The organism is Mesorhizobium sp. LMG 17147 (genome assembly GCF_024297145.1).
GTDB lineage: Bacteria > Pseudomonadota > Alphaproteobacteria > Rhizobiales > Rhizobiaceae > Mesorhizobium.
The window spans coordinates 63793-83963 of sequence record NZ_JANCTC010000012.1 but is presented as its reverse complement, the minus strand read 5'-3'; the positions used below and the strand labels follow the sequence as shown (position 1 = coordinate 83963).

Sequence of the window (20171 nt, the reverse complement as noted above, 5' to 3'; positions counted from 1 at the left end):
GATCGGGCCTGCTAATGGAATGGGATTGGGATTTTGTCCGGCAGATCCTGCCGACGCTGATCGAGGGGGTGAAGATCACCATCCTGGCGACGCTGCTCGGCTCGGTGCTGGCGGCCGTCGTCGGGCTGGGCATTGCGTTGGCGCGCCGTTCGCCGAACCGGGCCCTGTCGCGCACCGTCGGTTTCGTTGCCGAGTTCATCCGTGGCACGCCGCTGTTGGTGCAGCTCTATTTCATCTTCTACGTGCTGCCGGATTTCGGCGTCCTGTTGCCGCCGTTGGTGGCGGGCGTCATCGGTCTCGGACTGCATTACGGCACTTACACGGCCGAGGTCTACCGCGCCGGCATCGACAATGTGCCGCGCGGCCAATGGGAAGCGGCCAAGGCCTGCAATCTGAATGCCACGCAGACCTGGACGCACATCATCATTCCGCAGGCGATCCCGCCGATGATCCCGGCGCTTGCCAATTATTTCATCGCCATGTTCAAAGAGACGCCGCTGCTGTCGGCGATCACCGTGCTGGAACTGATGAACCAGGCCAAGAGCGTCGCCAACACCTATTATCGGTATATCGAACCGATCACCTTGGTCGGCGCCTTCTTTCTCGCCATCAGCCTGTTCTCGGTGGTGCTGCTGCGCTGGCTGGAACACCGTTATGGGCGGATCGAACGATGAGCGCTGCACCCGATATCCGCCTGCACTCGGTCCGGCCGCCGCTCGATGCGCGTCCGCTGGAAAAGCGGGTCGGCCTGATCATCCTTGCCACCGACCATACGAGCGAACCGGATTTTCGCCGCATGGTGGCAAGCGACCGCATCGGCGTCTATGTCGCGCGCATCCCCTACGCCAATCCGACGACGCCGGACAATTTGCGCAAGATGCAGCCGTCACTGACGGCGGGGGCGGCCCTCATCCTGCCCGACGAGCCGCTCGATGCGATCTGCTATTCCTGCACCTCGGCTTCCGTCGTGATCGGCGATGCCGAAATCGAGGCGGCGGTGCAGGCCGCCAAGCCCGGCGTGCCGGTGGTCACGCCGCCGATGGCCGGCGTGCGCGGCCTGAAGGCGCTGGGCGCCAGGACGATCAGCATCCTCACCCCTTATACGGTCGAGACCAGCCGGCCGATGGCGACCTATTTCACCGAGCATGGATTCGAAATCGCCAGCTTCACTTGCCTCGGCTTCGAGGATGATCGCGAGATGGCGCGGATTGCGCCGAAATCCTTGGTCGATCTGGCCCGTGATGCGATGGCCTCGCAGGCCGACGCGCTGTTCGTGTCCTGCACGGCGCTGCGGTCGGCGGCGGCAGTTGTCGGCATGGAAGAGGCGATCGGCCGCCCCGTCGTCACCAGCAACCAGGCGACTGCCTGGAATTGCCTGCGCCTTTGCGACGACGACGAGGCGCGCCCTGAATTCGGCCGTCTGATGACGCTGCCGCTGAACTGATTGATGAGCCATGACCACGTCCAGGATAAGCCCCTCCGATATCCGCGCCGCGCGCGAGCGCATCGCGGGCAAGGTCGAGCGTACGCCGACCGTCACTTCCCGGAGTCTTTCCCAGCACTTGGGCGAGCCTGTTTATCTCAAGCTCGAACATCGGCAGACCACCGGCGCCTTCAAGCTGCGCGGTGCCTCGAACGCTATCGCTTCGCTGACAGAAGAGGAGAAGGCGCGCGGCGTCGTCGCCGCCTCGACCGGCAATCACGGCCGGGCGCTTGCCTATGCCGCACAACTGCAAGGCATCCACGCGACGATCTGCATGTCGCGGCTGGTGCCGCAGAACAAGCTGGACGAGATCCGCCGGCTCGGCGCCGAGATCCGCATCGTCGGCAACAGCCAGGACGATGCGCAGCAGGAGGTCGAACGGCTGGTCGCGAAAGACGGGCTGATCATGCTGCCGCCCTTCGACCATCCTGCCATTGTCGCTGGGCAAGGCACGCTCGGGCTGGAGATCATCGAACAGGTTCCTGATGCCGCCCTTGTGCTGGTGCCGCTGTCTGGCGGTGGGCTGGCGGCTGGCGTTGCCGCTGCCGTCAAGGGCGTCAGCCCGGCGACGAAGGTGATGGGCGTCTCAATGGCGCGCGGTGCGGCGATGAAGGCGAGCCTCGACGCCGGGCACCCGGTGCTGGTCGAGGAACTGCCGACGCTGGCGGACTCGCTCGGCGGCGGCATCGGCCTCGACAACCGGCTGACCTTCTCGATGTGTCGCGACTTGCTCGACGATGTGATCCTGCTCAGCGAGGGCGAGATCGCCACCGGCATCCGCCATGCCTATGAACAGGAGCGCGAGATCGTCGAAGGCGCCGGCGCGGTCGGCATCGCAGCCGTGCTTGCCGGCAAGGTCAGGGTGAGCGGCCCGACGGTGCTCATTCTGTCCGGCCGCAACATCGACATGGCACTGCACCGCAAGATCATCTGCGGCGAAGCAATTGCGGAGAGCGCAGCATGAGCCGGATGACGATCCTTACCGAAGCCGAATTGCGCAAGATCGTGAAGCTCGATCTCGATGCCGTCGCCTGCGTCGAGAACGCGTTTCGGGCGCTCGCTACCTTACCGGTGGCGATGCCGCCGATCCTGCGGCTGGACATTCCAGAGCATCGCGGCGAGGTCGACGTCAAGACCGCCTATGTACCGGGTATCGACGGTTTTGCGATCAAGATCAGCCCAGGTTTCTTCGACAATCCGAAGCTCGGCCTGCCCAGCGTCAACGGCATGATGGTGCTGCTGTCGACCAAAACCGGATTGGTCGAGGCGCTGCTGCTCGACAATGGCTATCTCACCGACATCCGCACCGCCGCCGCCGGCGCGGTCGCCGCCAAACATCTGTCGCGGGCGGACTCCTCCGTTGCCGCGATCTTCGGCGCCGGTGTTCAGGCCGGACTGCAGCTCGAGGCGCTGATGCTGGTGCGGCCAATCACGGAAGCCCGCATTTGGGCAAGGGATGCCGCCAAGGCCGAAGCTGCGGCAGACGCATTGTCCGAAAGACTGGGCATCGCCGTTCACGCCGAGCCCGACGCGGCAAAGGCTGCGGCCGATGCCGACGTCATCGTCACCACGACGCCGTCGACCGAGCCGCTGATCAAGCCCGGCTTCGTCTCCGCCGGCCAGCATATCACTGCCATGGGCTCGGATGCCGAGCACAAGAACGAGATCGCGCCGGCGATCCTGCGCATGGCCGATCTCTACGTCGCTGACAGCGCCAAGCAGACGCGGCGCCTGGGCGAACTGCACCATGCTATCGCGGCGGGCGTGATGGCGGCCGATGCCGAAATCACCGAGCTTGGCCACATCATCGCCGGCGAAAGGCATGGGCGGCGCTCGGGCAGCGACATCACCATTGCCGATCTGACGGGCACAGGCGTGCAGGACACGGCAATCGCCACGCTCGCCCGCGACCGGGCGCGTGCGGCCAAGACCGGTACGATTTTCGAAAGCTGATGCTGGCCGCAAGGCCCAACAAACGAGGACCAAGAACAATGCAGCCAAATTTGAAATTCTCGCGCGGCGAATATGCGGAGCGCCTCGCCAAGACACGGAAGGCGATGGAGGCCAAGGGCGTCGATCTGCTCGTCGTCAGCGATCCGTCCAACATGGCCTGGCTGACCGGCTATGACGGCTGGTCGTTCTATGTGCACCAGGCCGTCATCGTGCCGCCCTCGGGCGAGCCGGTGTGGTACGGGCGCGGCCAGGACGCCAACGGCGCCAAGCGCACCGCCTATCTCGCGCACGACAACATCGTCGGCTATGCCGACAACTACGTGCAGTCGACCGAGCGCCATCCGATGGATTTTCTGTCCGGCGTGCTCTCCGATCGCGGCTGGGAGAAGCTCCGCATCGGTGTCGAGATGGATAATTACTGGTTCTCCGCCGCTGCCTTCGCATCGCTGCAGAAGCACTTGCCCAATGCCCGCTTCGTCGATGCCACGGCGCTGGTCAACTGGCAGCGCGCGGTGAAGAGCCCGACCGAAATCGATTACATGCGCAAAGCCGCCCGCATCGTCGAAGCGATGCACCAGCGCATCGTCGACAAGATCGAAGTCGGCATGCGCAAATGCGACCTGGTCGCCGAGATCTACGATGCCGGCACACGCGGCGTCGACGGCGTCGGCGGCGACTATCCGGCGATCGTGCCGCTGCTGCCGTCGGGCGCCGACGCGTCGGCGCCGCATCTGACCTGGGACGACCGGCCGATGAAATCGGGCGAGGGCACCTTCTTCGAGATCGCCGGCTGCTACAACCGCTACCACTGCCCGCTGTCGCGCACCGTTTTCCTCGGCAAGCCGACGCAGGAGTTCCTCGACGCCGAAAAGGCGACGCTGGAAGGCATGGAGGCGGGACTTGCCGCCGCAAAGCCCGGCAACACATGCGAGGACATCGCCAACGCCTTCTTCGCGGTGCTGAAGAGATACGGCATCGTCAAGGACAACCGCACCGGCTACCCGATCGGGCTTTCCTATCCGCCTGACTGGGGCGAGCGCACGATGAGCCTGCGTCCAGGCGACCGCACCGAGTTGAAGCCCGGCATGACCTTCCATTTCATGACCGGCTTGTGGCTTGAGACGATGGGCTTGGAAATCACCGAATCCATCCTGATCACCGAGACGGGCGTCGAGTGCCTGGCGAATGTGCCGCGCAAACTGGTGGTGAAGAATTGAGCCCGATGTCCAGCCTTCGCCCGTCACCGATCACGCCGACCGTCGATTTCGAGCGCGACGGCGTGCAGCACGGTTTCTTGCGCCTGCCTTACAGCCGCGACGATTCAGCCTGGGGATCGGTGATGATCCCGATCTGCGTCATCCGCAACGGCAAGGGGCCGAGCGCATTGCTCACCGGAGGCAATCATGGCGACGAGTATGAGGGGCCGCTGGCGCTCTATGACCTCGCCCGTACGCTCGACCCGAAAGACGTCAGCGGCACGGTCATCATCGTGCCGGCGATGAATTATCCGGCGTTCCGCGCCGGCACCCGCACCTCGCCGATCGACAAGGGCAATCTCAACCGCAGCTTTCCCGGCCGGCCCGACGGCACGGTGACCGAGAAGATCGCCGATTATTTCCAGCGCGAGCTTCTGCCCCGAACGGACATCGCGCTCGATTTCCACTCCGGCGGCAAGACGCTCGACTTCGTGCCGTTCTGCGCTGCCCACATCCGGCCTGACAAGGTGTTGGAAGCGAAGGGGTTCGCTGCCGTGGCAGCGTTCTCCGCACCCTGGTCGATGAAGATGCTGGAGATCGACGCGGTCGGCATGTTCGACACTGCCGCCGAGGAGATGGGCAAGCTGTTCATCACAACAGAGCTCGGCGGTGGCGGGACTTCGCGCGCGGAAACGGTGCGGATCGCCCGTCGGGGCGTGCTCAACGTGCTGCGCCATGCCGGCATCGTCGCTGGCACGCTCGAGATGCAGCCAACCCGCTGGCTCGACATGCCGTCCGGCGATTGCTTCTCGTTCGCCGAGGACGACGGGATGATCGAAACGATGATCGATCTCGGCGAGCCGGTGGCAGAAAACCAGGTGCTGGCACGTATCCATTCCATAGGCCGCACCGGCGGCGCTCCGCAGGAGATCCGGGCCAAAATGTCCGGTCTGTTGGCGGCGCGGCATTTTCCGGGGCTGGTCAAGGCCGGCGACTGCGCTGCCGTGGTCGCTGTGCTGGTCGATTGAGGGTTAGGAAGCCGATGTCGGGACCGGTTCGGCCTTGCCTTTGGGGCGATCGCCGATGGCAAAGACGGCGCTCGCCTCGCTGACGATCGAGACATGATCCTTGGCGGCTATTCCGGCGGCCGTACTGTCGCCGCGCATGATTGCCGTGACGATGGCGTCATGCTCCTGCCACGACTGGGCCAGCCGGCCGGGCAGCATGAATTGCGCGCGCCGGAACGGCGCCAGGCGGCCGCGGGTCATGACGGTCAGTTCATAAATGTGCTTGCTGTGGGCGCCGCGATAGAGCCGGGTGTGGAATTGGGTGTTGAAAAGCTCATACTCTTCTTCGGCTCCGAGCTGCACCAAGCGCGCCGAGGCCTGGTGCTCGGCCTCCAGCGTGCGGCGCTCGCCCGCCGTCATACGCTCGGCCGAGAAGCGCGCGCAGATCGCTTCAAGCTCGGCCATGCTCTCGAACATCGAGGCGAGGTGCTCCTGCGTCACCACGGCGACGGTGGCGCCGCGGTTCGGCCGCCTTTCGACCAGTCCCATGGCGCTGAGCCGGCTGAGCGCTTCTCTGATCGGCGTGCGTGAGACGTCGAAGCGGGCGGCGAGCGAGGCCTCGTCGAGCTTTTCGCCTGGGCGCAGGAAACCGGTGACGATCCGATCGCTGATCGCCCTCACCATCTGATCGACGGTCGTGCCCGACCTGATCAAATTGCGCTTTCCCGACACGTCTCCTCCGTCCAGTCTTTTCGCTAGAGCCGTAAGCCACTCACCGGCTTCGATTCCTCCGCAGCTCTGTATGCCTATGTTTTAGCCTTCATGTCAAATTGGCGATTTTGAAGGCAAAAAGTGTATGCAATTGCTCCGGCTTTGTGCAGTCCACATCGGCACGCTCATTGATATTGCTGAATAAATCCAATTTCTGAAACTGGCACGCTGATTGCATACACTTCTTTCATTGAGGTGTTAACCGGCCCCAAAGGCCCCATAGAGGGAGCATTCAATGTCCGAGAGATTCATGCTTAGCCGTCGCGAGCTGCTCAAGACCTCCGCCGTCGGAGCGGCACTAAGTCTTGCGTCCGCGTCGTTTCCGATCAGCAGGGCCTTCGCCGCGACGGCCACGGTCGGCTTCATCTATGTCGGGCCAAAGGACGATTACGGCTACAACCAGGCGCATGCCGAAGGCGCTGCCACGCTGAAGGGGATCGCAGGCATTTCCGTGGTCGAAGAGGAGAACGTGCCGGAGACCGTCGACGTCCAGAAGACGATGGAATCGATGATCAATCTCGACGGCGCGTCGCTGATCTTCCCGACCTCGTTCGGCTATTTCGATCCGCACATGCTGGCCATGTGCGCGAAATTCCCCGACGTGCAGTTCCGCCATTGCGGTGGCATGTGGAACAAGGACAAGCATCCGATGAATGCTGGTTCCTATTTCGGCTATATCGGCATGGGCCAGTATCTGAACGGCGTCGTCGCTGGTCACACCAGCAAGACCAAGAAGCTCGGCTTCGTCGCGGCAAAGCCGATCCCGCAGGTGCTGCTCAACATCAATTCCTTCCTGCTCGGCGCGCGCTCGGTCGACCCGACCATCACCTGCCAGGTGATCTTCACCGGCGAGTGGTCGCTGGCGGTCAAGGAGGCAGAGGCCGCGAATGCGCTGGTCGACCAGGGTGCCGACGTCATCACCTGTCATGTCGACAGCCCCAAGGTGGTGGTCGAGACGGCGGCCGGGCGTGGCGCCTTCGTCTGCGGCTATCATGCCAACCAGAGCCCGCTGGCGCCGGAAAAATACCTGACCGGCGCGGAATGGAACTGGGCCAAGGTCTACAAGATGTTCGTCGACGATCTGGTGGCCGGCACGCCGCTGCCCAATTTCACGCGCGGCGGCCTGGCCGACGGCTTCGTCAAGATGAGCCCGCTCGGCCCCGCCGTCGGCGACGCCGCCCGCAAGCAGTTCGACGGCACGCTGGCCGAAATGATGAAAGGCGGATTTTCCGTCATCAAGGGTCCGCTGAAGAGCAACAAGGGCGTCGTCGTCGCGACCGAGGGCCAAGCCTTCGTCGAGACCGCGCTCGAACTCGAAAGCATGGACTACCTGGTCGAGGGCGTCGTCGGTTCGACCGCCTGAACCGGATCGGAGACGGGGCCATGGCAGACACGGTCGGCACTGCGGGCGCACCGGCGCTGTTTGGCGCCAGGAATTATCCGGCGGCGCTCGAATGGGCGGCGCGGCGGGCGGAAGCCTTCGTCATACCGCTCGCGGCGCTGATCGTCGGCATGGCGCTGTTCAGCGTGTTCATCGCGCTGGTCGGCAAGTCGCCGGTGCAACTCTACGAGACGATGTGGCGTGGCGGCTTCGGCTCGTGGTTCTCGATCCAGAACTCGCTGTCGCGGGCAGCACCACTTTTATTGGCAGCGCTCTGCGTGGCGCTGCCCGCACGACTTGGCCTTGTCGTCATCGGCGGCGAAGGCGCGATCGTGCTGGGCGGTGTTGCCGCCGCCGCCATCGGCGTGGCAGTGAATGGCGCGCCGGCTTTTCTGGTCATCCTGCTGATGGGCGTGGCGGGCGTGGTCGCCGGCGGCATCTGGGTCGGTGCCGTCGGCGCACTCCGCCACTACCGCGCCGTCAACGAAACCATCTCCAGCCTGCTGATGGCCTATATCGCCATCGCGCTGATGAACCATCTGGTCGAAGGGCCGCTGCGCGATCCGGCTTCGCTCAACAAACCCTCGACCGAGCCGCTGGCGGATGCCTACCGCATCGGCAACATTCCAGGCATGGACGTGCACTGGGGCCTTATCCTCGGTATCGTCGCCTGCGTCCTGTCCTGGCTGCTGATCGAAAAGACGCGCTGGGGGTTTGCCGCCCGCATTGCCGGCGGCAATGTCAGGGCAGCTCAGGTGCAGGGGCTTGCTGTCGGGCCGCTGATCGTCGGCTTCACCGGGCTCGCCGGCGGCTTTGCCGGGCTGGCCGGCATGCTGGAGGTCGGCGCGGTGCAAGGCAGCGCCAACGCCTCGCTCGCCGCCGGCTATGGCTATACGGGCATCCTCGTCGCCTTCCTCGCCCGCCACAATCCGCTCGCCATCATCCCGGTCGCTTTCCTGCTCGGCGGCATCGGCGCTTCCGGCGGGCTGATACAGCGCCGCATGGACCTGCCCGACGCCACCGTGCTGGTGCTGCAAGGCATGCTCTTCGTCGTCATCCTGTTCAGCGAAACCTTTTACGGCCGCTTCAAGGTCTTCAATCCCGATCTGTGGAAGAGGGGCTCCTGATGGACGCGACCGAGATCGGCCTGTGGGGCGTGCCGCTCGCCATTCTCGGCGGCGCCATCCGCGTTTCGACGCCCTTCATCTTCGTCTCGCTCGGCGAAGCCATCACCGAGCGCTCCGGCCGCATCAATCTCGGCCTCGAAGGCACGCTGGTCTTCGGTGCCATGACCGCCTACGCCGTCGCGGTGATGACCGGCTCGCCATGGCTCGGCCTGCTGGCTGCCGCAGGTGCCGGTCTTTGCTTCGGGCTGTTCCACGGCTGGATCTGCAAATTCCGCGGGGTGAACGACATCGCCATCGGTATCGCGCTGATGCTGTTCGGCTCCGGTCTCGCCTTCTTCTTCGGCAAGCCGTTCATCCAGCCCTCGGCACCAGACCTGCCGGCCATCGCCTTCGGTGGCTGGTCGGATATTCCGCAGGTGCAGGCGGCGCTCAGCGTCAACATCCTGTTCCTGATTGGTGCGGCACTTGCCGTGTTCCTATGGTGGGCCTTTCGCAACACGCGCGCCGGCCTGATCGTGCGCGTCGTCGGGGACAGCTCCGATGCGGCGCGCGCCATGGGCCTCAATCCCAACACCGTGCGCCTGCTTGCGACAGGTGTCGGCGGTGCGCTCGCCGGCATCGGCGGCGCCTATCTGTCGCTCTACTATCCCGGCAGCTGGACCGAACGCATCTCGTCGGGGCAGGGGCTGATGGCGGTGGCGCTGGTCATCTTCGCGCGCTGGAATCCGCTCGGCTGCTTTGCCGCGGCACTATTGTTCGGCGGTGCGGGCGCGCTGGGCCCGGCACTGCAATCGGTCGGGGTGACGCAGGGCTACTATCTCTTCTACGCCGCGCCTTACATCCTCACGCTCATCATCATGATCGCCACCTCGTCGCCGAGCCGCTCGCTTGCCGGCGCGCCGCGCGAATTGTCGATCACCAAATAACTGGAGTTTTTCCGATGAACGCCAGAGCCGAGATCACCCAGCGCTACATCGATGCCGATCCCTATCCATGGCCCTATAATGGCGAGCTGCGGCCAGACAATACGGCGCTGATCATCATCGACATGCAGACCGATTTCTGCGGGCCGGGCGGCTATGTCGATCATATGGGCTACGATCTTTCGCTGGTGCGGGCGCCGATCGAGCCGATCAAGTCGGTGCTCGCAGCCATGCGGGCCAAGGGCTACACCATCATCCACACGCGCGAGGGCCACCGGCCCGATCTCGCCGACCTGCCGGCCAACAAGCGCTGGCGCTCGCGCCGCATCAATGCCGGCATCGGCGACCCCGGACCATGCGGGCGCATCCTGGTGCGCGGCGAACCCGGTTGGGACATCATCCCCGACCTCTATCCGGCGGTGGGCGAACCGATCATCGACAAGCCGGGCAAGGGCTCGTTCTGCGCCACCGACCTCGAACTGATCCTGCACCAGCGCGGCATCGAAAACATCGTGCTGACCGGCATCACCACCGATGTCTGCGTCCACACGACGATGCGCGAGGCCAACGATCGCGGCTTCGAATGCGTGATGCTGGAGGATTGCTGCGGCGCGACCGACTACGGCAACCATCTTGCCGCGATCAAGATGATCAAGATGCAGGGCGGCGTGTTCGGCGCGGTGTCGAACTCGGCATCCTTCGTCGCGCAGCTGCCGTGAGGACACGATCTTGAGCGGAGCCAAGAAAGCCGTCGGCGTCGAGACCATCGGCATGACCATGCGCTTCGGCGCCTTCACCGCGCTGGACGACGTCTCGATAAAGGTGCCGGCGGGATCGTTCCATGCGCTGCTCGGCGAAAACGGTGCCGGCAAGTCGACGCTGGTCAAATGCATGATGGGTTTTTATCACCCGACCGCCGGCGACATGCTGGTCGAAGGCCGCGAGGTCGCGATCGCCAGTCCCAAGGACGCTTCGGCGCTAGGGCTCGGCATGGTCTATCAGCATTTCACGCTCGTCCCGTCGCTGACCGGCGCGGAGAATCTGGTTATTTCGCGCGAGAAGGTGCCCGGGGTCATCGACTGGCGCAAAGAGCGCGCCGCACTTGCGCAATTCATGCAGCGTATGCCGTTCAAGCTGCCGCTCGACGTCAAGGTGGCCGAACTCGCGGCCGGCGAGAAGCAGAAGCTCGAAATCATCAAGCAGCTCTATCTCGGCCGCAGTTTCCTGGTGCTCGACGAGCCGACCTCGGTGCTCACTCCCGGCGAAGCGCAGGAGGTGCTTGGGCTGGTGCGCGACATGACAAGGAGCGGCGACCTTACGGTGCTGATGATCTCGCATAAATTCCACGAGGTGACGGCGTTTGCCGACGACATCACAGTGCTGCGCAAGGGCAGACTGACCGGAACCGGGAAGGTCTCCGACCTTTCCCACAAGCAGATGGCGGCCATGATGATCGGCGACCAGCCGATTTCAGCGCTCGACAGTCGTGCTCCGGTGCCGGCCGGAGCCCGGCAGGTGCTGACGGTGAAGTCGCTGAAGGCGCCCGACCGCACTGGCTTGAAGACCATCGATATCGGCGAGCTCGATGTGAAGTCCGGCGAGATCGTCGGCATTGCCGGCATCTCCGGCAACGGCCAGAAGGAGTTTCTCGAAGTCCTTGCCGGACAGCGGGCGCGCAATGCCGGCGACATTCTGGTGAAGGGCTCGCCCTATGGCGCCAGCCGCAGCGAGGCGCGCACGCTCAATGTCCGCTTCATTCCGGAGGAACCGTTGCGCAATGCCTGCGCACCGAAGATGACGGTCGCGGAAAACATGGCCTTCCGGACCTTCGACCTCGACGAGGCCGGCAAGCCGGTCAGTTGGATCAGGATGAGCGCGATCAGGGACTACGCGGCCCGTCTGGTCGAACAGTTCAAGGTCAAGACCGCCTCGCTCGCTTCGCCGATTTCGTCGCTCTCGGGCGGCAATGTGCAGCGCGCGGTGCTGGCGCGCGAGCTGACCGGCGAAGTCGATCTTCTGATCGTCTCCAACCCGTGCTTCGGCCTCGACTTCTCCGCCGTGGCCGAAATCCGCGCCCGTATCATGAAGGCGCGCAATGCCGGCGCCGCGGTGCTTCTGATGTCGGAGGACCTCGACGAGCTGCTTGAACTTTCAGACCGCATCTTCGTCATGTCCGACGGTGCGCTGGTCTACGAGACGCCGATCGCGCAGGCGAGCGTACAGACGATCGGCGAGCACATGGCGGGACATCATTGATGGCGGAGATCGAGGCGCTGCCGTTTCCGTTTGCCTTCAAGCCTGAGACGATGGCGCTGGTCGTCATCGACATGCAGCGCGATTTCGCCGAGCCGGGCGGCTTCGGCGCCAGCCTCGGCAACGACGTCAGTCGGATCACGGCGATTGTGCCGACGGTGAAGAGGCTGATCGAGGGGTTCCGCACCGCCGGCCTGCCGGTGATCCACACGATGGAGTGCCACAAGGCAGACCTTTCGGATCTGCCGCCGGCCAAGCGCAACCGCGGCAACCCATCGATACGGATCGGCGACGTCGGTCCAATGGGTCGCGTGCTGATCGTCGGCGAGCCGGGAACGGCGATCCTCGATGAACTTGCGCCACTGCCTGGCGAGATCGTCATCGAAAAACCCGGCAAGGGGGCGTTCTATGCGACCAGCTTCGGCGACGACCTAAAGCGGCTCGGCGTACAGCAACTGGTCTTTGCCGGAGTGACGACGGAGGTCTGTGTGCAGACGACGATGCGCGAGGCCAACGACCGCGGCTATGAATGCCTGCTCGCCGAGGATGCGACGGAGAGCTATTTTCCGGAGTTCAAGGCGGCAGCGCTGGCCATGATCAGGGCGCAGGGCGCCATCGTCGGCTGGACCGCAACGACCGATCAGGTGCTCGAGGGAATTTCCAATGCCTAACATTGCATACCAGGCTCTCATTCAAGGGGGCTGGCGCGACCTGGCGTTCGAGCATTTCCGCGATGGCATTACGGTGCATTGGCTGCTCAAGGGCGGACCGACGGAACCGTCGGTGGCGATCCTGAACTACCGGCCGGGCGCCGGCGTGCCACGCCATCGCCATGCCGGGCTGGAAACGATCATCGTGCTGGAAGGCACACAGAGCGACGAGAACGGCGATTATGCCGCGGGCAGCGTGATCCTGAACCCGGTCGGAACCGAGCATTCGGTGTGGACAAAAGACGGCTGCGTCGTACTCATCCAGTGGAACCTGCCGGTAGTCATTCTGGACGAGGCCAAATGAGCGACATCCGCTTCGATATAGCGAGCTTGCACGCCGCCTATCAGGCCGGCGTCGGCATCGGCGAGGTGATCGATACGATCCATGCGCGGCTCGCGACAGCCGACGATCCGGGCATCTTCATTCATCTGGCGAGCAGGGCGGAGATGCTTGCCGAAGCAGAAAAGCTCGGCCCGTTCGACCCCGTGGCAAAGCCGCTGTGGGGCGTACCATTCGCGGTCAAGGACAACATCGATGTCGCCGGCATGCCGACGACGGCAGCATGTGCGGAATATGCCTACTTGCCGGTAAAAGACGCCAACGTCGTCGCACGCCTCAAGGCCGCCGGCGCGCTGGTCGTCGGCAAGAGCAATCTCGACCAGTTCGCCACCGGACTCGTCGGCGTGCGCACGCCCTATCCGATCCCGAGGAACGCGATCGATCCAAAACTGGTGCCGGGCGGCTCCTCGTGCGGCTCGGCCGTGGCGACGGCGCGCGGCATCGTCTCGTTCGCGCTCGGCACCGACACCGCCGGCTCGGGGCGCATACCCGCCGGCCTCAACAACATTGTCGGGCTGAAGCCGAGCGTCGGCGCGCTGTCGGCCGCCGGCGTCGTGCCGGCCTGCCGGACACTCGACTGCGTCTCGGTGTTCGCGCTCACCGTCGACGACGCCTACAGGGTATTCGAGATCGCGGCGGCAAAGGACAACGCCGATCCCTATTCGCGCGACTTCGCCATTCAGGCCCTTGCCGCGCGCCCGCCGGTGCTGACGGTCGGCGTGCCGGCCAGGGCCGACTGGACGTTCTTCGGCGACCAGGCGATGCAGGCGGGCTTCGAGGCCGCTCTTGCCGCGCTGGAAGAGCTGGGCTGCAGGCTGGTCGAAATCCCGTTCGGCGATTTCTACGCCACCGCCAATCTGCTTTACGAGGGCGCCTGGGTGGCGGAGCGTTACGCCGCGATCAACGACTTCATGGAAGCCAACGAGGCGGCCATGCATCCAGTGACACGGCAGATCATCGGCGGTGCGCGAAAGCTTTCGGCGGCGGACGCTTTCAACGGGCTCTATGCCTTGCAAGGCTATAAGGCCAAGCTGGCGCCGGTCATCGCCTCGGTCGACTTATTCTGTGTGCCGACCGCGCCGACGCATTACACGGTTGAAGCGGTGTTGGCTGACCCCATCGTCACCAACAGCCGGCTCGGCACCTACACCAACTTCGTCAATCTGCTCGACATGTGCGGCATTTCGGTGCCGACCGGAACTCGTAGCGACGGTTTGCCGATGAGCGTCACCTTGCTTGCCGCGGCGGGCAAGGACCATCTGACGGCGTCGCTTGCGCGCGACGTGCATGCGGCAAGCGGCCTTTCGCTGGGCGCTACCGGCTGGCCGCTGCCGCCGCGTGGCAATGCTCGCGCGGACGTGGATGAAGGCACGATCGAGCTGGCCGTGGTCGGCGCGCATCTGTCGGGGATGGCGCTGAACGGCCAGCTGCAGCAGCTCGGCGCAATGTTCGCCCGGGCTGCGAGAACGGCGCCGCTCTACCGGCTTTACGCGCTTGCCGGCCAGTCGGTGCCGCGACCGGGGCTCGAGCGGACCTGCAATGGCAAGGGGACAGCGATCGAGGTCGAAGTCTGGCGGCTCTCGCCGCAAGCCTTCGGGCGCTTCGTCGCGGCGATCCCGCCGCCGCTCGGCATCGGGACGCTTCTGCTCGACGATGGAACGTCGCCAAAAGGCTTCCTCGTCGAAAGTGCCGGCCTCACCGATGCAAAGGAGATCTCGCATTTCGGCGGCTGGCGCAGTTTCATGGCGGATCAGCAGCTGCGGAGCTGACGCTATCACTCGACCTTTTGCCGGAACTTCGAATGGACTGCTGAATAATCCAGAGCGGAACGTATAAAGTCGCGCTGGTTGAAAACTTCGATGCCTTCGCAGCATATGGGCGGATGACAATTCGACGTGGAATCTTTCCCTTTATCATTGGAACTGGCGTCGGTTCGCTTGGTGGACTGATTGGACTTGGCGGGGCAGAGTTCCGCCTTCCGTTCCTGATTGGCCTGTTTCGCTTTGCCGCCCTCGAAGCTGTGATCCTGAACAAGGCGACCAGTTTGGTCGTCGTCGCCACGGCATTGCCGTTCCGAGCGGCGGCGGTCCCGCTGCCTTCCGTCGCGGCGCAATGGCCGATCATACTCAATCTGTTGACCGGCAGCCTTCTAGGCGCTTGGTTCGGAGCAGGATGGGCAACGAAATTGAAGTCGCAAACGCTCTACAGGGTGATTGCCGGTTTGCTGGTGTTGATCGCTATCGTTCTGGTCTTTGGTCACGATCCGAGCGCGACAGGCAAACCGCTGTTCATTGGTGCGGCACTGATCGTCGCCGGCATCATTGCCGGCTTTGCAATCGGCATCGTGGCATCTCTGCTAGGCGTGGCAGGAGGCGAGCTTCTTATCCCGACACTGGTTCTCCTGTTCGGCGCCAATATTAAGCTGGCGGGCTCTCTGTCGCTTGCGGTGAGCTTGCCAACCATGCTCGTGGGCTTCACCCGCTACAGCCGGGATCAAAGCTTTTCAGTGATCGGCAGGAACAAGACGTTCTTGCTTGTCATGGCAGCGGGTTCAATTGTCGGAACGTTCATCGGGGGCTTGCTGCTCGGCATTGTGCCGGAGCAAGTCCTCTTGCCAATCTTGGCCGCAATCCTGGTTATTTCGGCATACAAGATCTGGCGGCACAAATGGGCACAGAAATTGACCCAGGACCGATGGTCGAATCTTGCCGGCTGGCGTCCAGCCGGCCATCACTCGACCCTTTGCCGGAACTTCGAGTGACAGCTCGAGCAATCCTGCAGGATAAGGTGCAGGAGGTGCTCGGTGGGAATGCTGGCGGGATCGGCTTCCGCCGGTCCCGGCCGCTTGCCAAGCAGGCTGCCACCGCCCATCGCAAGGCCGGAACCCATTCTCATGTCGTCGGTGATGCGCGGCGGCGCCCGCTCGGCGTCGGAGGCCAGAGCGCGGGCCAGCGTCCCGATATGACGAGCCAGTGCTTCGAACTCCGCGCGGGCGGGGTCGATATCCGGCTTGGCGCCTGAAGGCGCACCCAACGTCGCGCTGGGGAATTCGGCAATCAAGGCAGGGCCGGTGCGGGCGCGGATGGTCTCGGCCGCCGCCTTGAAGGCTGCGGCGTCGTATGCCCGCTTGCCGTCGAACATCCCGGCGATCGTCTTTGCCGCCTCGGCCATTTCCTTCATCGAGGTCTGGCGAGCCTCGATGATCGCATCACGGTCCGAATGGGCGGCGGCGAGCACGACAGAGACGCAGGCAAGGGACAGCACCGTTACAATGGCTGCGTGCCTCACTGGGCGACGCCTTGTCCTGCCAGCTCGTCGATGATCGGGCAATCCGGCCGCTCGTCGCCGTGGCAGTGACTGACCAGATGGTGGAGCAAGCCGCGCAATCCGACCAGTTCAGCGATCTTCCTGTCGATCTCCACCAGCTTGGCTTTCGCAATCGCCTTCACGTCGGCGCTGTCACGTTCCCGGTCCTGGTACAGCGAGAGCAACTGGCGGCATTCGTCGACCGAAAACCCCAGGCTTCGCGAGCGCTGCAGGAAGCGCAGCCGGTGAATATCGGCCGTCGAGTAATCGCGATAGCCATTGTCTGTCCGGGCCGGGTGCAAGAGCCCGATATCCTCGTAGTAGCGGATCGTCTTGGCCGGCAGGCCGGATTTTTCAGATGCGACGCCGATGTTCATGGCGGAAATCTCCTTTGTCGGAGGAAATAGACCTTCCAGTAGATGGAAGGCAACATGATGTGGCGATTTTGGATGCCCGACGCAACCGCCCACCGGCTCCAACCGTTTGCCTGCCAACAGCACGTGCTGAACCTTCGGGAAGAAATCAGTTTTCGGAAACGTTTATCGAACAGCTCAATCCGGCGTTCGACATCGGTGTCAATAACCAAAGACCCTCCGGCGGCACACCGTGCATACGCCGAGGAGACAGAGTATGCCCGTCAAAGCCTATATCAACCGGATCGCGACAGCGGTGCCGGAGCACGAGGTTCATCAATTCTACCTGCGTTTTGCGGCCTCGATGCTCGCGGCCGATCGCCGGAGGATCTTCGAACGCATGGCCGATGTTGCCGGCATCGAGCACCGCTATTCCTGCTTTGCGCCGGCGTCCGACCCCGCGGGACCATCGGCCGACCTGGCGGGGACCTTCATCCGCGGTGCGTTTCCCGGCACGGCGATGAGAATGGCAATGTTCGACGATGCAGCACCTGTTCTGGCGCAAAAGGGCATCGACGGATTGCAGCTTGGCGACGACGCCTCCCGCATCACCCATTTGATCGTCACCACCTGCACCGGTTTTTCGGCGCCGGGCATCGATCTCGAACTGGTTGCCCGGTGTGGGCTGCCGGATAGTGTCGAACGCACGATGATCGGGTTCATGGGTTGCTACGCGGCAATCAACGGCCTCAAGCTGGCCCGCCACATCGTCCGCTCCGACCCGCAGGCCAAGGTCCTGCTGGTCAATATCGAGCTCTGCACGATGCATCTGCGCGAAACCACTGAACTCGAAAAACTGCTGTCGTTCTGCCTTTGGGGTGACGGCTGCGCGGCCGCGCTCGTGACCGCCGAGCCGGCCGGCATCGAGCTCGATAGCTTTCACTGTCTGGTGGCGAGGGAGCAGCGGGAGCTGATGCGCTGGAACATTCGCGACCGCGGCTTCGAAATGGTTCTTTCCGGCCAGGTCCCGGCAGCGATTCATGAAGCGTTGCGGAGCAACCAGGCCGCCATCCTCGGCGGTCGATCGGCGGAAGACATCGACCTTTGGGCCGTGCACCCGGGTGGACGTTCGGTTCTCGACGCCGTCGAAAGGGCCCTGAAACTGGTGTCCACCGCGCTGGACCCATCGCGCGAGGTGTTGCGCCGGTATGGGAACATGTCGTCCGCGACCGTCATGTTCGTGATGAAGGAGATGTTGAAGGCGCCACCCGGCCTGCTCGGTTGCGGCATGTCGTTCGGACCAGGATTGACGGCGGAAACCATGCTCTTTCGAACGGTGTCATGAGCGGCCTGGAGCGTCGGCAGCTTGCGCCGGAAATCCTCGACGGACTTGCGGCCGACGATCCGCGAGCGCTTGTCGCGCGCCGCGACCTTCGTCGCATCAACATGCTGATGTTTCAGGCGCCGATCATGACGTCGTTGCTCAGGAGGTTCGTGCCAACGCCGCCACGCCGCATCCTGGAGATCGGCGCCGGTGATGGCTCCTTCATGCTGGCGGTGGCGCGGCGCATGGCCAGGCATTGGCCCGGGGTCGAACTGGTGATGCTCGACCGCGTCGACCTCGTCACCGCGCAATTGCGCGGTGATTTCGACAGGCTGGGATGGAAGGCCGAAGGCGTTACCGCCGATATCTTCGATTGGGCAGGAAAGATCGAGGGCGTGCGGTTCGACGCCATCACCGTCAATCTGTTTCTGCATCATCTCGACGATGCGCAGCTCGTGCGTCTGTTTTCGCTCATCAGGCCGAAAGCCCCGTTGCTCATCGCGACAGAGCCGCTGCGGGCGAAACTGGCGCTGGCCGCGACCCGTCTTCTCCCGGCAATCGGCGCCAACGACGTCACACGAAACGACGCGGCTCAGAGCGTGCGTGCCGGCTTTCGCGGCAGCGAGCTTTCCGGCCTCTGGCTTGCGGCCAACGGCAAACCGGTCGAGGAACGGCGCGCTGGCCCGTTCTCCCACATCTTCGTCGGCGCCAGCGCCGGTGACGAGCGATGACGCGATTGTCGACCCATGATGCGATCATCATAGGCGCCGGTCCGGCGGGCACATCTGTCGCGCTCACGCTGGCCCGGCGCGGATGGGCCGTGGCCATTGTGGAGAAGACCGCATTTCCGCGCCGCAAGGTCTGCGGCGAATACATCTCGGCAAGCAATCTTGCGCTTCTCGACCAGCTGGAGATCGGCGATGCCTGGTGTGCCAATGCCGGCCCCGAAATCCGCCGCGTCGGTTTGTTTTCCGGCGAAACCTGCGTCGAAGCGGCAATGCCGCGTCCAGGAGCTGGGCCTCGTGCGAAAGACGGCTTCGGCCGGGCGCTCGGCCGGGACATTCTCGACTCTCTGCTTCTACAGGCGGCGCGATCGGCGGGCGTCGAAATCTTCCAGCCCTGCCGCGCCGTCGCCATCGACCGGGATGGTGAGATGCAACGTGTACGAATTCAGGCCGGGGATGAAGCGGTGATGTTGCGTGCGCCGGTGATTGTCGCCGCAAACGGCTCCTGGGAGCCGGGACCACTACCCTGCCAGCTCGCAAAGACCAATCGGCCGTCGGACTTGCTCGGCTTCAAGGCGCATTTCACCGGGTCGTCGCTTGCACCGGATTTGATGCCTCTGCTGGCTTTTCCCGGCGGCTATGGTGGCATGGTCTCGGCGGATCATGGACGGTTGTCGATCTCGTGCTGCATTCGCCGCGATGTGCTCGCGCGGCTGCGTAAACAACATGACCCCGAACACCGGAGCCATGTGTCAGCCGCCGATGTGGTCTCGCGCCATCTCATGAATTCATGCCGGGGCGTGCGAGACGCCCTGGAACCGGCGCACCTCGACGGTCCGTGGCTTGCCGCGGGTCCGATCCGGCCGGGAATTCGCTCCTGCTACGAAGGAGACATCTTCCGCGTCGGCAATGCAGCCGGAGAGTCTCACCCAGTCATCGCCGAGGGCATCTCGATGGCGCTTCAGTCCGGCTGGCTGCTAGCTTGCGAACTCGCATCCGCGCCAAGTGGCCGGGCAGGACGCGAGGCCGCCGCCAGACGCTATGAGGCGGCTTGGAAAAGACTGTTTTCGACCCGGGTCTACGCTGCCGCTGCTATTGCCGGAATTGCCCTTCGCCCCGGCAGCGCCATCGTGATGGCGGCGATCGTCCGGAATTTCCCGCAGGCGCTGACATTGGGCGCGCAACTGAGCGGCAAGACCAAGCCGGTTCCCGGCTTTGCCTGACGAGCGACGCGCATGAGGGCACGCCCAAAACAGGGTGACCATCCTGTTTTGGCTCGCAGGTGTTTTGGTGACAGGCGTGCCATGTTCGGCCTAGGC

21 protein-coding genes are annotated in these 20171 nt (G+C 64.1%); 18 read left to right on the top strand and 3 right to left on the bottom strand.

Going from position 1 to position 20171, the window contains the following annotated elements; all coding sequences use genetic code 11:
* Window positions 1-14: 14 nt before the first annotated feature.
* From ehuD to doeB, 6 genes are read left to right on the top strand one after another with little or no spacing between them, the layout of a single operon-like run.
* Window positions 15-674, top strand: a complete 660-nt coding sequence (ehuD, locus tag NMG46_RS20950; RefSeq protein WP_254819480.1) for an ectoine/hydroxyectoine ABC transporter permease subunit EhuD — start codon at window positions 15-17, stop codon at window positions 672-674.
* Entirely contained in the window at window positions 671-1444 is a 774-nt protein-coding gene (gene eutA, locus NMG46_RS20945; protein WP_254819479.1) for an ectoine utilization protein EutA, read from the top strand. The genes ehuD and eutA overlap by 4 nt, the downstream gene beginning before the upstream one ends.
* Window positions 1445-1454: 10 nt before the next feature.
* A complete protein-coding gene (gene eutB / locus NMG46_RS20940; protein ID WP_254819478.1) occupies window positions 1455-2447 on the top strand; it encodes a hydroxyectoine utilization dehydratase EutB in 993 nt (330 codons plus the stop codon).
* Window positions 2444-3436 carry a cyclodeaminase gene (locus NMG46_RS20935; RefSeq protein WP_254819477.1) on the top strand — a complete coding sequence of 331 codons (993 nt, stop codon included), beginning with the start codon at window positions 2444-2446 and terminating at the stop codon, window positions 3434-3436. Before eutB ends, NMG46_RS20935 begins: the two co-directional genes overlap by 4 nt.
* 38 nt (window positions 3437-3474) lie before the next feature.
* The gene (doeA, locus tag NMG46_RS20930; protein WP_254819476.1) at window positions 3475-4653 is read left to right on the top strand and encodes an ectoine hydrolase DoeA; all 1179 of its coding nucleotides are present in this window, start codon (window positions 3475-3477) and stop codon (window positions 4651-4653) included.
* Window positions 4654-4658: 5 nt separating this feature from the next.
* Window positions 4659-5660: a N(2)-acetyl-L-2,4-diaminobutanoate deacetylase DoeB gene (doeB, locus tag NMG46_RS20925; RefSeq protein WP_254819475.1), complete on the top strand. Its 1002-nt coding sequence runs from the start codon at window positions 4659-4661 to the stop codon at window positions 5658-5660.
* A 3-nt stretch (window positions 5661-5663) separates the two neighbouring features.
* On the opposite strand, the gene NMG46_RS20920 is transcribed toward doeB, so the two are convergent.
* Window positions 5664-6323 (bottom strand): GntR family transcriptional regulator, encoded by a 660-nt coding sequence (locus NMG46_RS20920; protein ID WP_254819536.1) that lies wholly within the window; start codon window positions 6321-6323, stop codon window positions 5664-5666.
* 322 nt (window positions 6324-6645) lie between these two features.
* Here NMG46_RS20920 and NMG46_RS20915 point away from each other — a divergent pair, with 322 nt between their 5' ends.
* The 9 genes from NMG46_RS20915 (at window position 6646) to NMG46_RS20875 (ending at window position 15905) form a co-directional block, all read left to right on the top strand.
* The gene (locus NMG46_RS20915) at window positions 6646-7773 is read left to right on the top strand and encodes a BMP family ABC transporter substrate-binding protein (protein WP_254819474.1); all 1128 of its coding nucleotides are present in this window, start codon (window positions 6646-6648) and stop codon (window positions 7771-7773) included.
* Between the two features lie 20 nt (window positions 7774-7793).
* Window positions 7794-8918, top strand: a complete 1125-nt coding sequence (locus tag NMG46_RS20910) for an ABC transporter permease (protein WP_254819473.1) — start codon at window positions 7794-7796, stop codon at window positions 8916-8918.
* A complete protein-coding gene (locus tag NMG46_RS20905; protein WP_254819472.1) occupies window positions 8918-9844 on the top strand; it encodes an ABC transporter permease in 927 nt (308 codons plus the stop codon). The genes NMG46_RS20910 and NMG46_RS20905 overlap by 1 nt, the downstream gene beginning before the upstream one ends.
* A gap of 14 nt (window positions 9845-9858) precedes the next feature.
* A complete protein-coding gene (locus NMG46_RS20900) occupies window positions 9859-10560 on the top strand; it encodes a cysteine hydrolase family protein (RefSeq protein WP_254819471.1) in 702 nt (233 codons plus the stop codon).
* Window positions 10561-10612: 52 nt separating this feature from the next.
* Window positions 10613-12097, top strand: a complete 1485-nt coding sequence (locus NMG46_RS20895) for an ABC transporter ATP-binding protein (RefSeq protein WP_254819535.1) — start codon at window positions 10613-10615, stop codon at window positions 12095-12097.
* Entirely contained in the window at window positions 12097-12765 is a 669-nt protein-coding gene (locus tag NMG46_RS20890; RefSeq protein WP_254819470.1) for a cysteine hydrolase family protein, read from the top strand. The genes NMG46_RS20895 and NMG46_RS20890 overlap by 1 nt, the downstream gene beginning before the upstream one ends.
* Window positions 12758-13108, top strand: a complete 351-nt coding sequence (locus NMG46_RS20885) for a cupin domain-containing protein (protein WP_254819469.1) — start codon at window positions 12758-12760, stop codon at window positions 13106-13108. Before NMG46_RS20890 ends, NMG46_RS20885 begins: the two co-directional genes overlap by 8 nt.
* Window positions 13105-14913: an allophanate hydrolase gene (gene atzF, locus NMG46_RS20880; protein WP_254819468.1), complete on the top strand. Its 1809-nt coding sequence runs from the start codon at window positions 13105-13107 to the stop codon at window positions 14911-14913. Before NMG46_RS20885 ends, atzF begins: the two co-directional genes overlap by 4 nt.
* 113 nt (window positions 14914-15026) lie before the next feature.
* Window positions 15027-15905 (top strand): sulfite exporter TauE/SafE family protein, encoded by an 879-nt coding sequence (locus NMG46_RS20875; RefSeq protein WP_302896817.1) that lies wholly within the window; start codon window positions 15027-15029, stop codon window positions 15903-15905.
* Here NMG46_RS20875 and NMG46_RS20870 read toward each other — a convergent pair.
* Window positions 15875-16432, bottom strand: coding sequence for a cytochrome c (locus NMG46_RS20870; RefSeq protein ID WP_254819467.1), 558 nt, complete (start codon window positions 16430-16432; stop codon window positions 15875-15877). The genes NMG46_RS20875 and NMG46_RS20870 overlap by 31 nt on opposite strands.
* Entirely contained in the window at window positions 16429-16827 is a 399-nt protein-coding gene (cueR, locus tag NMG46_RS20865) for a Cu(I)-responsive transcriptional regulator (RefSeq protein ID WP_254819466.1), read from the bottom strand. The genes NMG46_RS20870 and cueR overlap by 4 nt, the downstream gene beginning before the upstream one ends.
* Before the next feature lie 253 nt (window positions 16828-17080).
* Here cueR and NMG46_RS20860 point away from each other — a divergent pair, with 253 nt between their 5' ends.
* From NMG46_RS20860 to NMG46_RS20850, 3 genes are read left to right on the top strand one after another with little or no spacing between them, the layout of a single operon-like run.
* On the top strand, window positions 17081-18148 hold the full coding sequence (locus tag NMG46_RS20860; RefSeq protein WP_254819465.1) for a type III polyketide synthase: 1068 nt from the start codon (window positions 17081-17083) through the stop codon (window positions 18146-18148).
* Entirely contained in the window at window positions 18145-18858 is a 714-nt protein-coding gene (locus NMG46_RS20855; RefSeq protein ID WP_254819464.1) for a methyltransferase domain-containing protein, read from the top strand. The genes NMG46_RS20860 and NMG46_RS20855 overlap by 4 nt, the downstream gene beginning before the upstream one ends.
* Window positions 18855-20075: an NAD(P)/FAD-dependent oxidoreductase gene (locus NMG46_RS20850; protein ID WP_254819463.1), complete on the top strand. Its 1221-nt coding sequence runs from the start codon at window positions 18855-18857 to the stop codon at window positions 20073-20075. Before NMG46_RS20855 ends, NMG46_RS20850 begins: the two co-directional genes overlap by 4 nt.
* The last annotated feature ends 96 nt before the right edge of the window (window positions 20076-20171 follow it).

Bases quoted from the DNA above. Each gene is read 5' to 3' on its own strand.
- eutA (WP_254819479.1), top strand. From the start codon at position 671: ATGAGCGCTGCACCCGATATCCGCCTGCACTCGGTCCGGCCGCCGCTC.
- atzF (WP_254819468.1), top strand. From the start codon at position 13,105: ATGAGCGACATCCGCTTCGATATAGCGAGCTTGCACGCCGCCTATCAG.
- NMG46_RS20915 (WP_254819474.1), top strand. From the start codon at position 6,646: ATGTCCGAGAGATTCATGCTTAGCCGTCGCGAGCTGCTCAAGACCTCC.
- NMG46_RS20860 (WP_254819465.1), top strand. From the start codon at position 17,081: ATGCCCGTCAAAGCCTATATCAACCGGATCGCGACAGCGGTGCCGGAG.
- doeB (WP_254819475.1), top strand. From the start codon at position 4,659: ATGTCCAGCCTTCGCCCGTCACCGATCACGCCGACCGTCGATTTCGAG.
- NMG46_RS20905 (WP_254819472.1), top strand. From the start codon at position 8,918: ATGGACGCGACCGAGATCGGCCTGTGGGGCGTGCCGCTCGCCATTCTC.
- NMG46_RS20920 (WP_254819536.1), bottom strand. From the start codon at position 6,323: ATGGTGAGGGCGATCAGCGATCGGATCGTCACCGGTTTCCTGCGCCCA.
- NMG46_RS20875 (WP_302896817.1), top strand. From the start codon at position 15,027: ATGACAATTCGACGTGGAATCTTTCCCTTTATCATTGGAACTGGCGTC.
- ehuD (WP_254819480.1), top strand. From the start codon at position 15: ATGGAATGGGATTGGGATTTTGTCCGGCAGATCCTGCCGACGCTGATC.
- NMG46_RS20855 (WP_254819464.1), top strand. From the start codon at position 18,145: ATGAGCGGCCTGGAGCGTCGGCAGCTTGCGCCGGAAATCCTCGACGGA.
- eutB (WP_254819478.1), top strand. From the start codon at position 1,455: ATGACCACGTCCAGGATAAGCCCCTCCGATATCCGCGCCGCGCGCGAG.
- NMG46_RS20935 (WP_254819477.1), top strand. From the start codon at position 2,444: ATGAGCCGGATGACGATCCTTACCGAAGCCGAATTGCGCAAGATCGTG.
- NMG46_RS20890 (WP_254819470.1), top strand. From the start codon at position 12,097: ATGGCGGAGATCGAGGCGCTGCCGTTTCCGTTTGCCTTCAAGCCTGAG.
- NMG46_RS20900 (WP_254819471.1), top strand. From the start codon at position 9,859: ATGAACGCCAGAGCCGAGATCACCCAGCGCTACATCGATGCCGATCCC.
- doeA (WP_254819476.1), top strand. From the start codon at position 3,475: ATGCAGCCAAATTTGAAATTCTCGCGCGGCGAATATGCGGAGCGCCTC.
- NMG46_RS20850 (WP_254819463.1), top strand. From the start codon at position 18,855: ATGACGCGATTGTCGACCCATGATGCGATCATCATAGGCGCCGGTCCG.
- NMG46_RS20910 (WP_254819473.1), top strand. From the start codon at position 7,794: ATGGCAGACACGGTCGGCACTGCGGGCGCACCGGCGCTGTTTGGCGCC.
- cueR (WP_254819466.1), bottom strand. From the start codon at position 16,827: ATGAACATCGGCGTCGCATCTGAAAAATCCGGCCTGCCGGCCAAGACG.
- NMG46_RS20885 (WP_254819469.1), top strand. From the start codon at position 12,758: ATGCCTAACATTGCATACCAGGCTCTCATTCAAGGGGGCTGGCGCGAC.
- NMG46_RS20895 (WP_254819535.1), top strand. From the start codon at position 10,613: ATGACCATGCGCTTCGGCGCCTTCACCGCGCTGGACGACGTCTCGATA.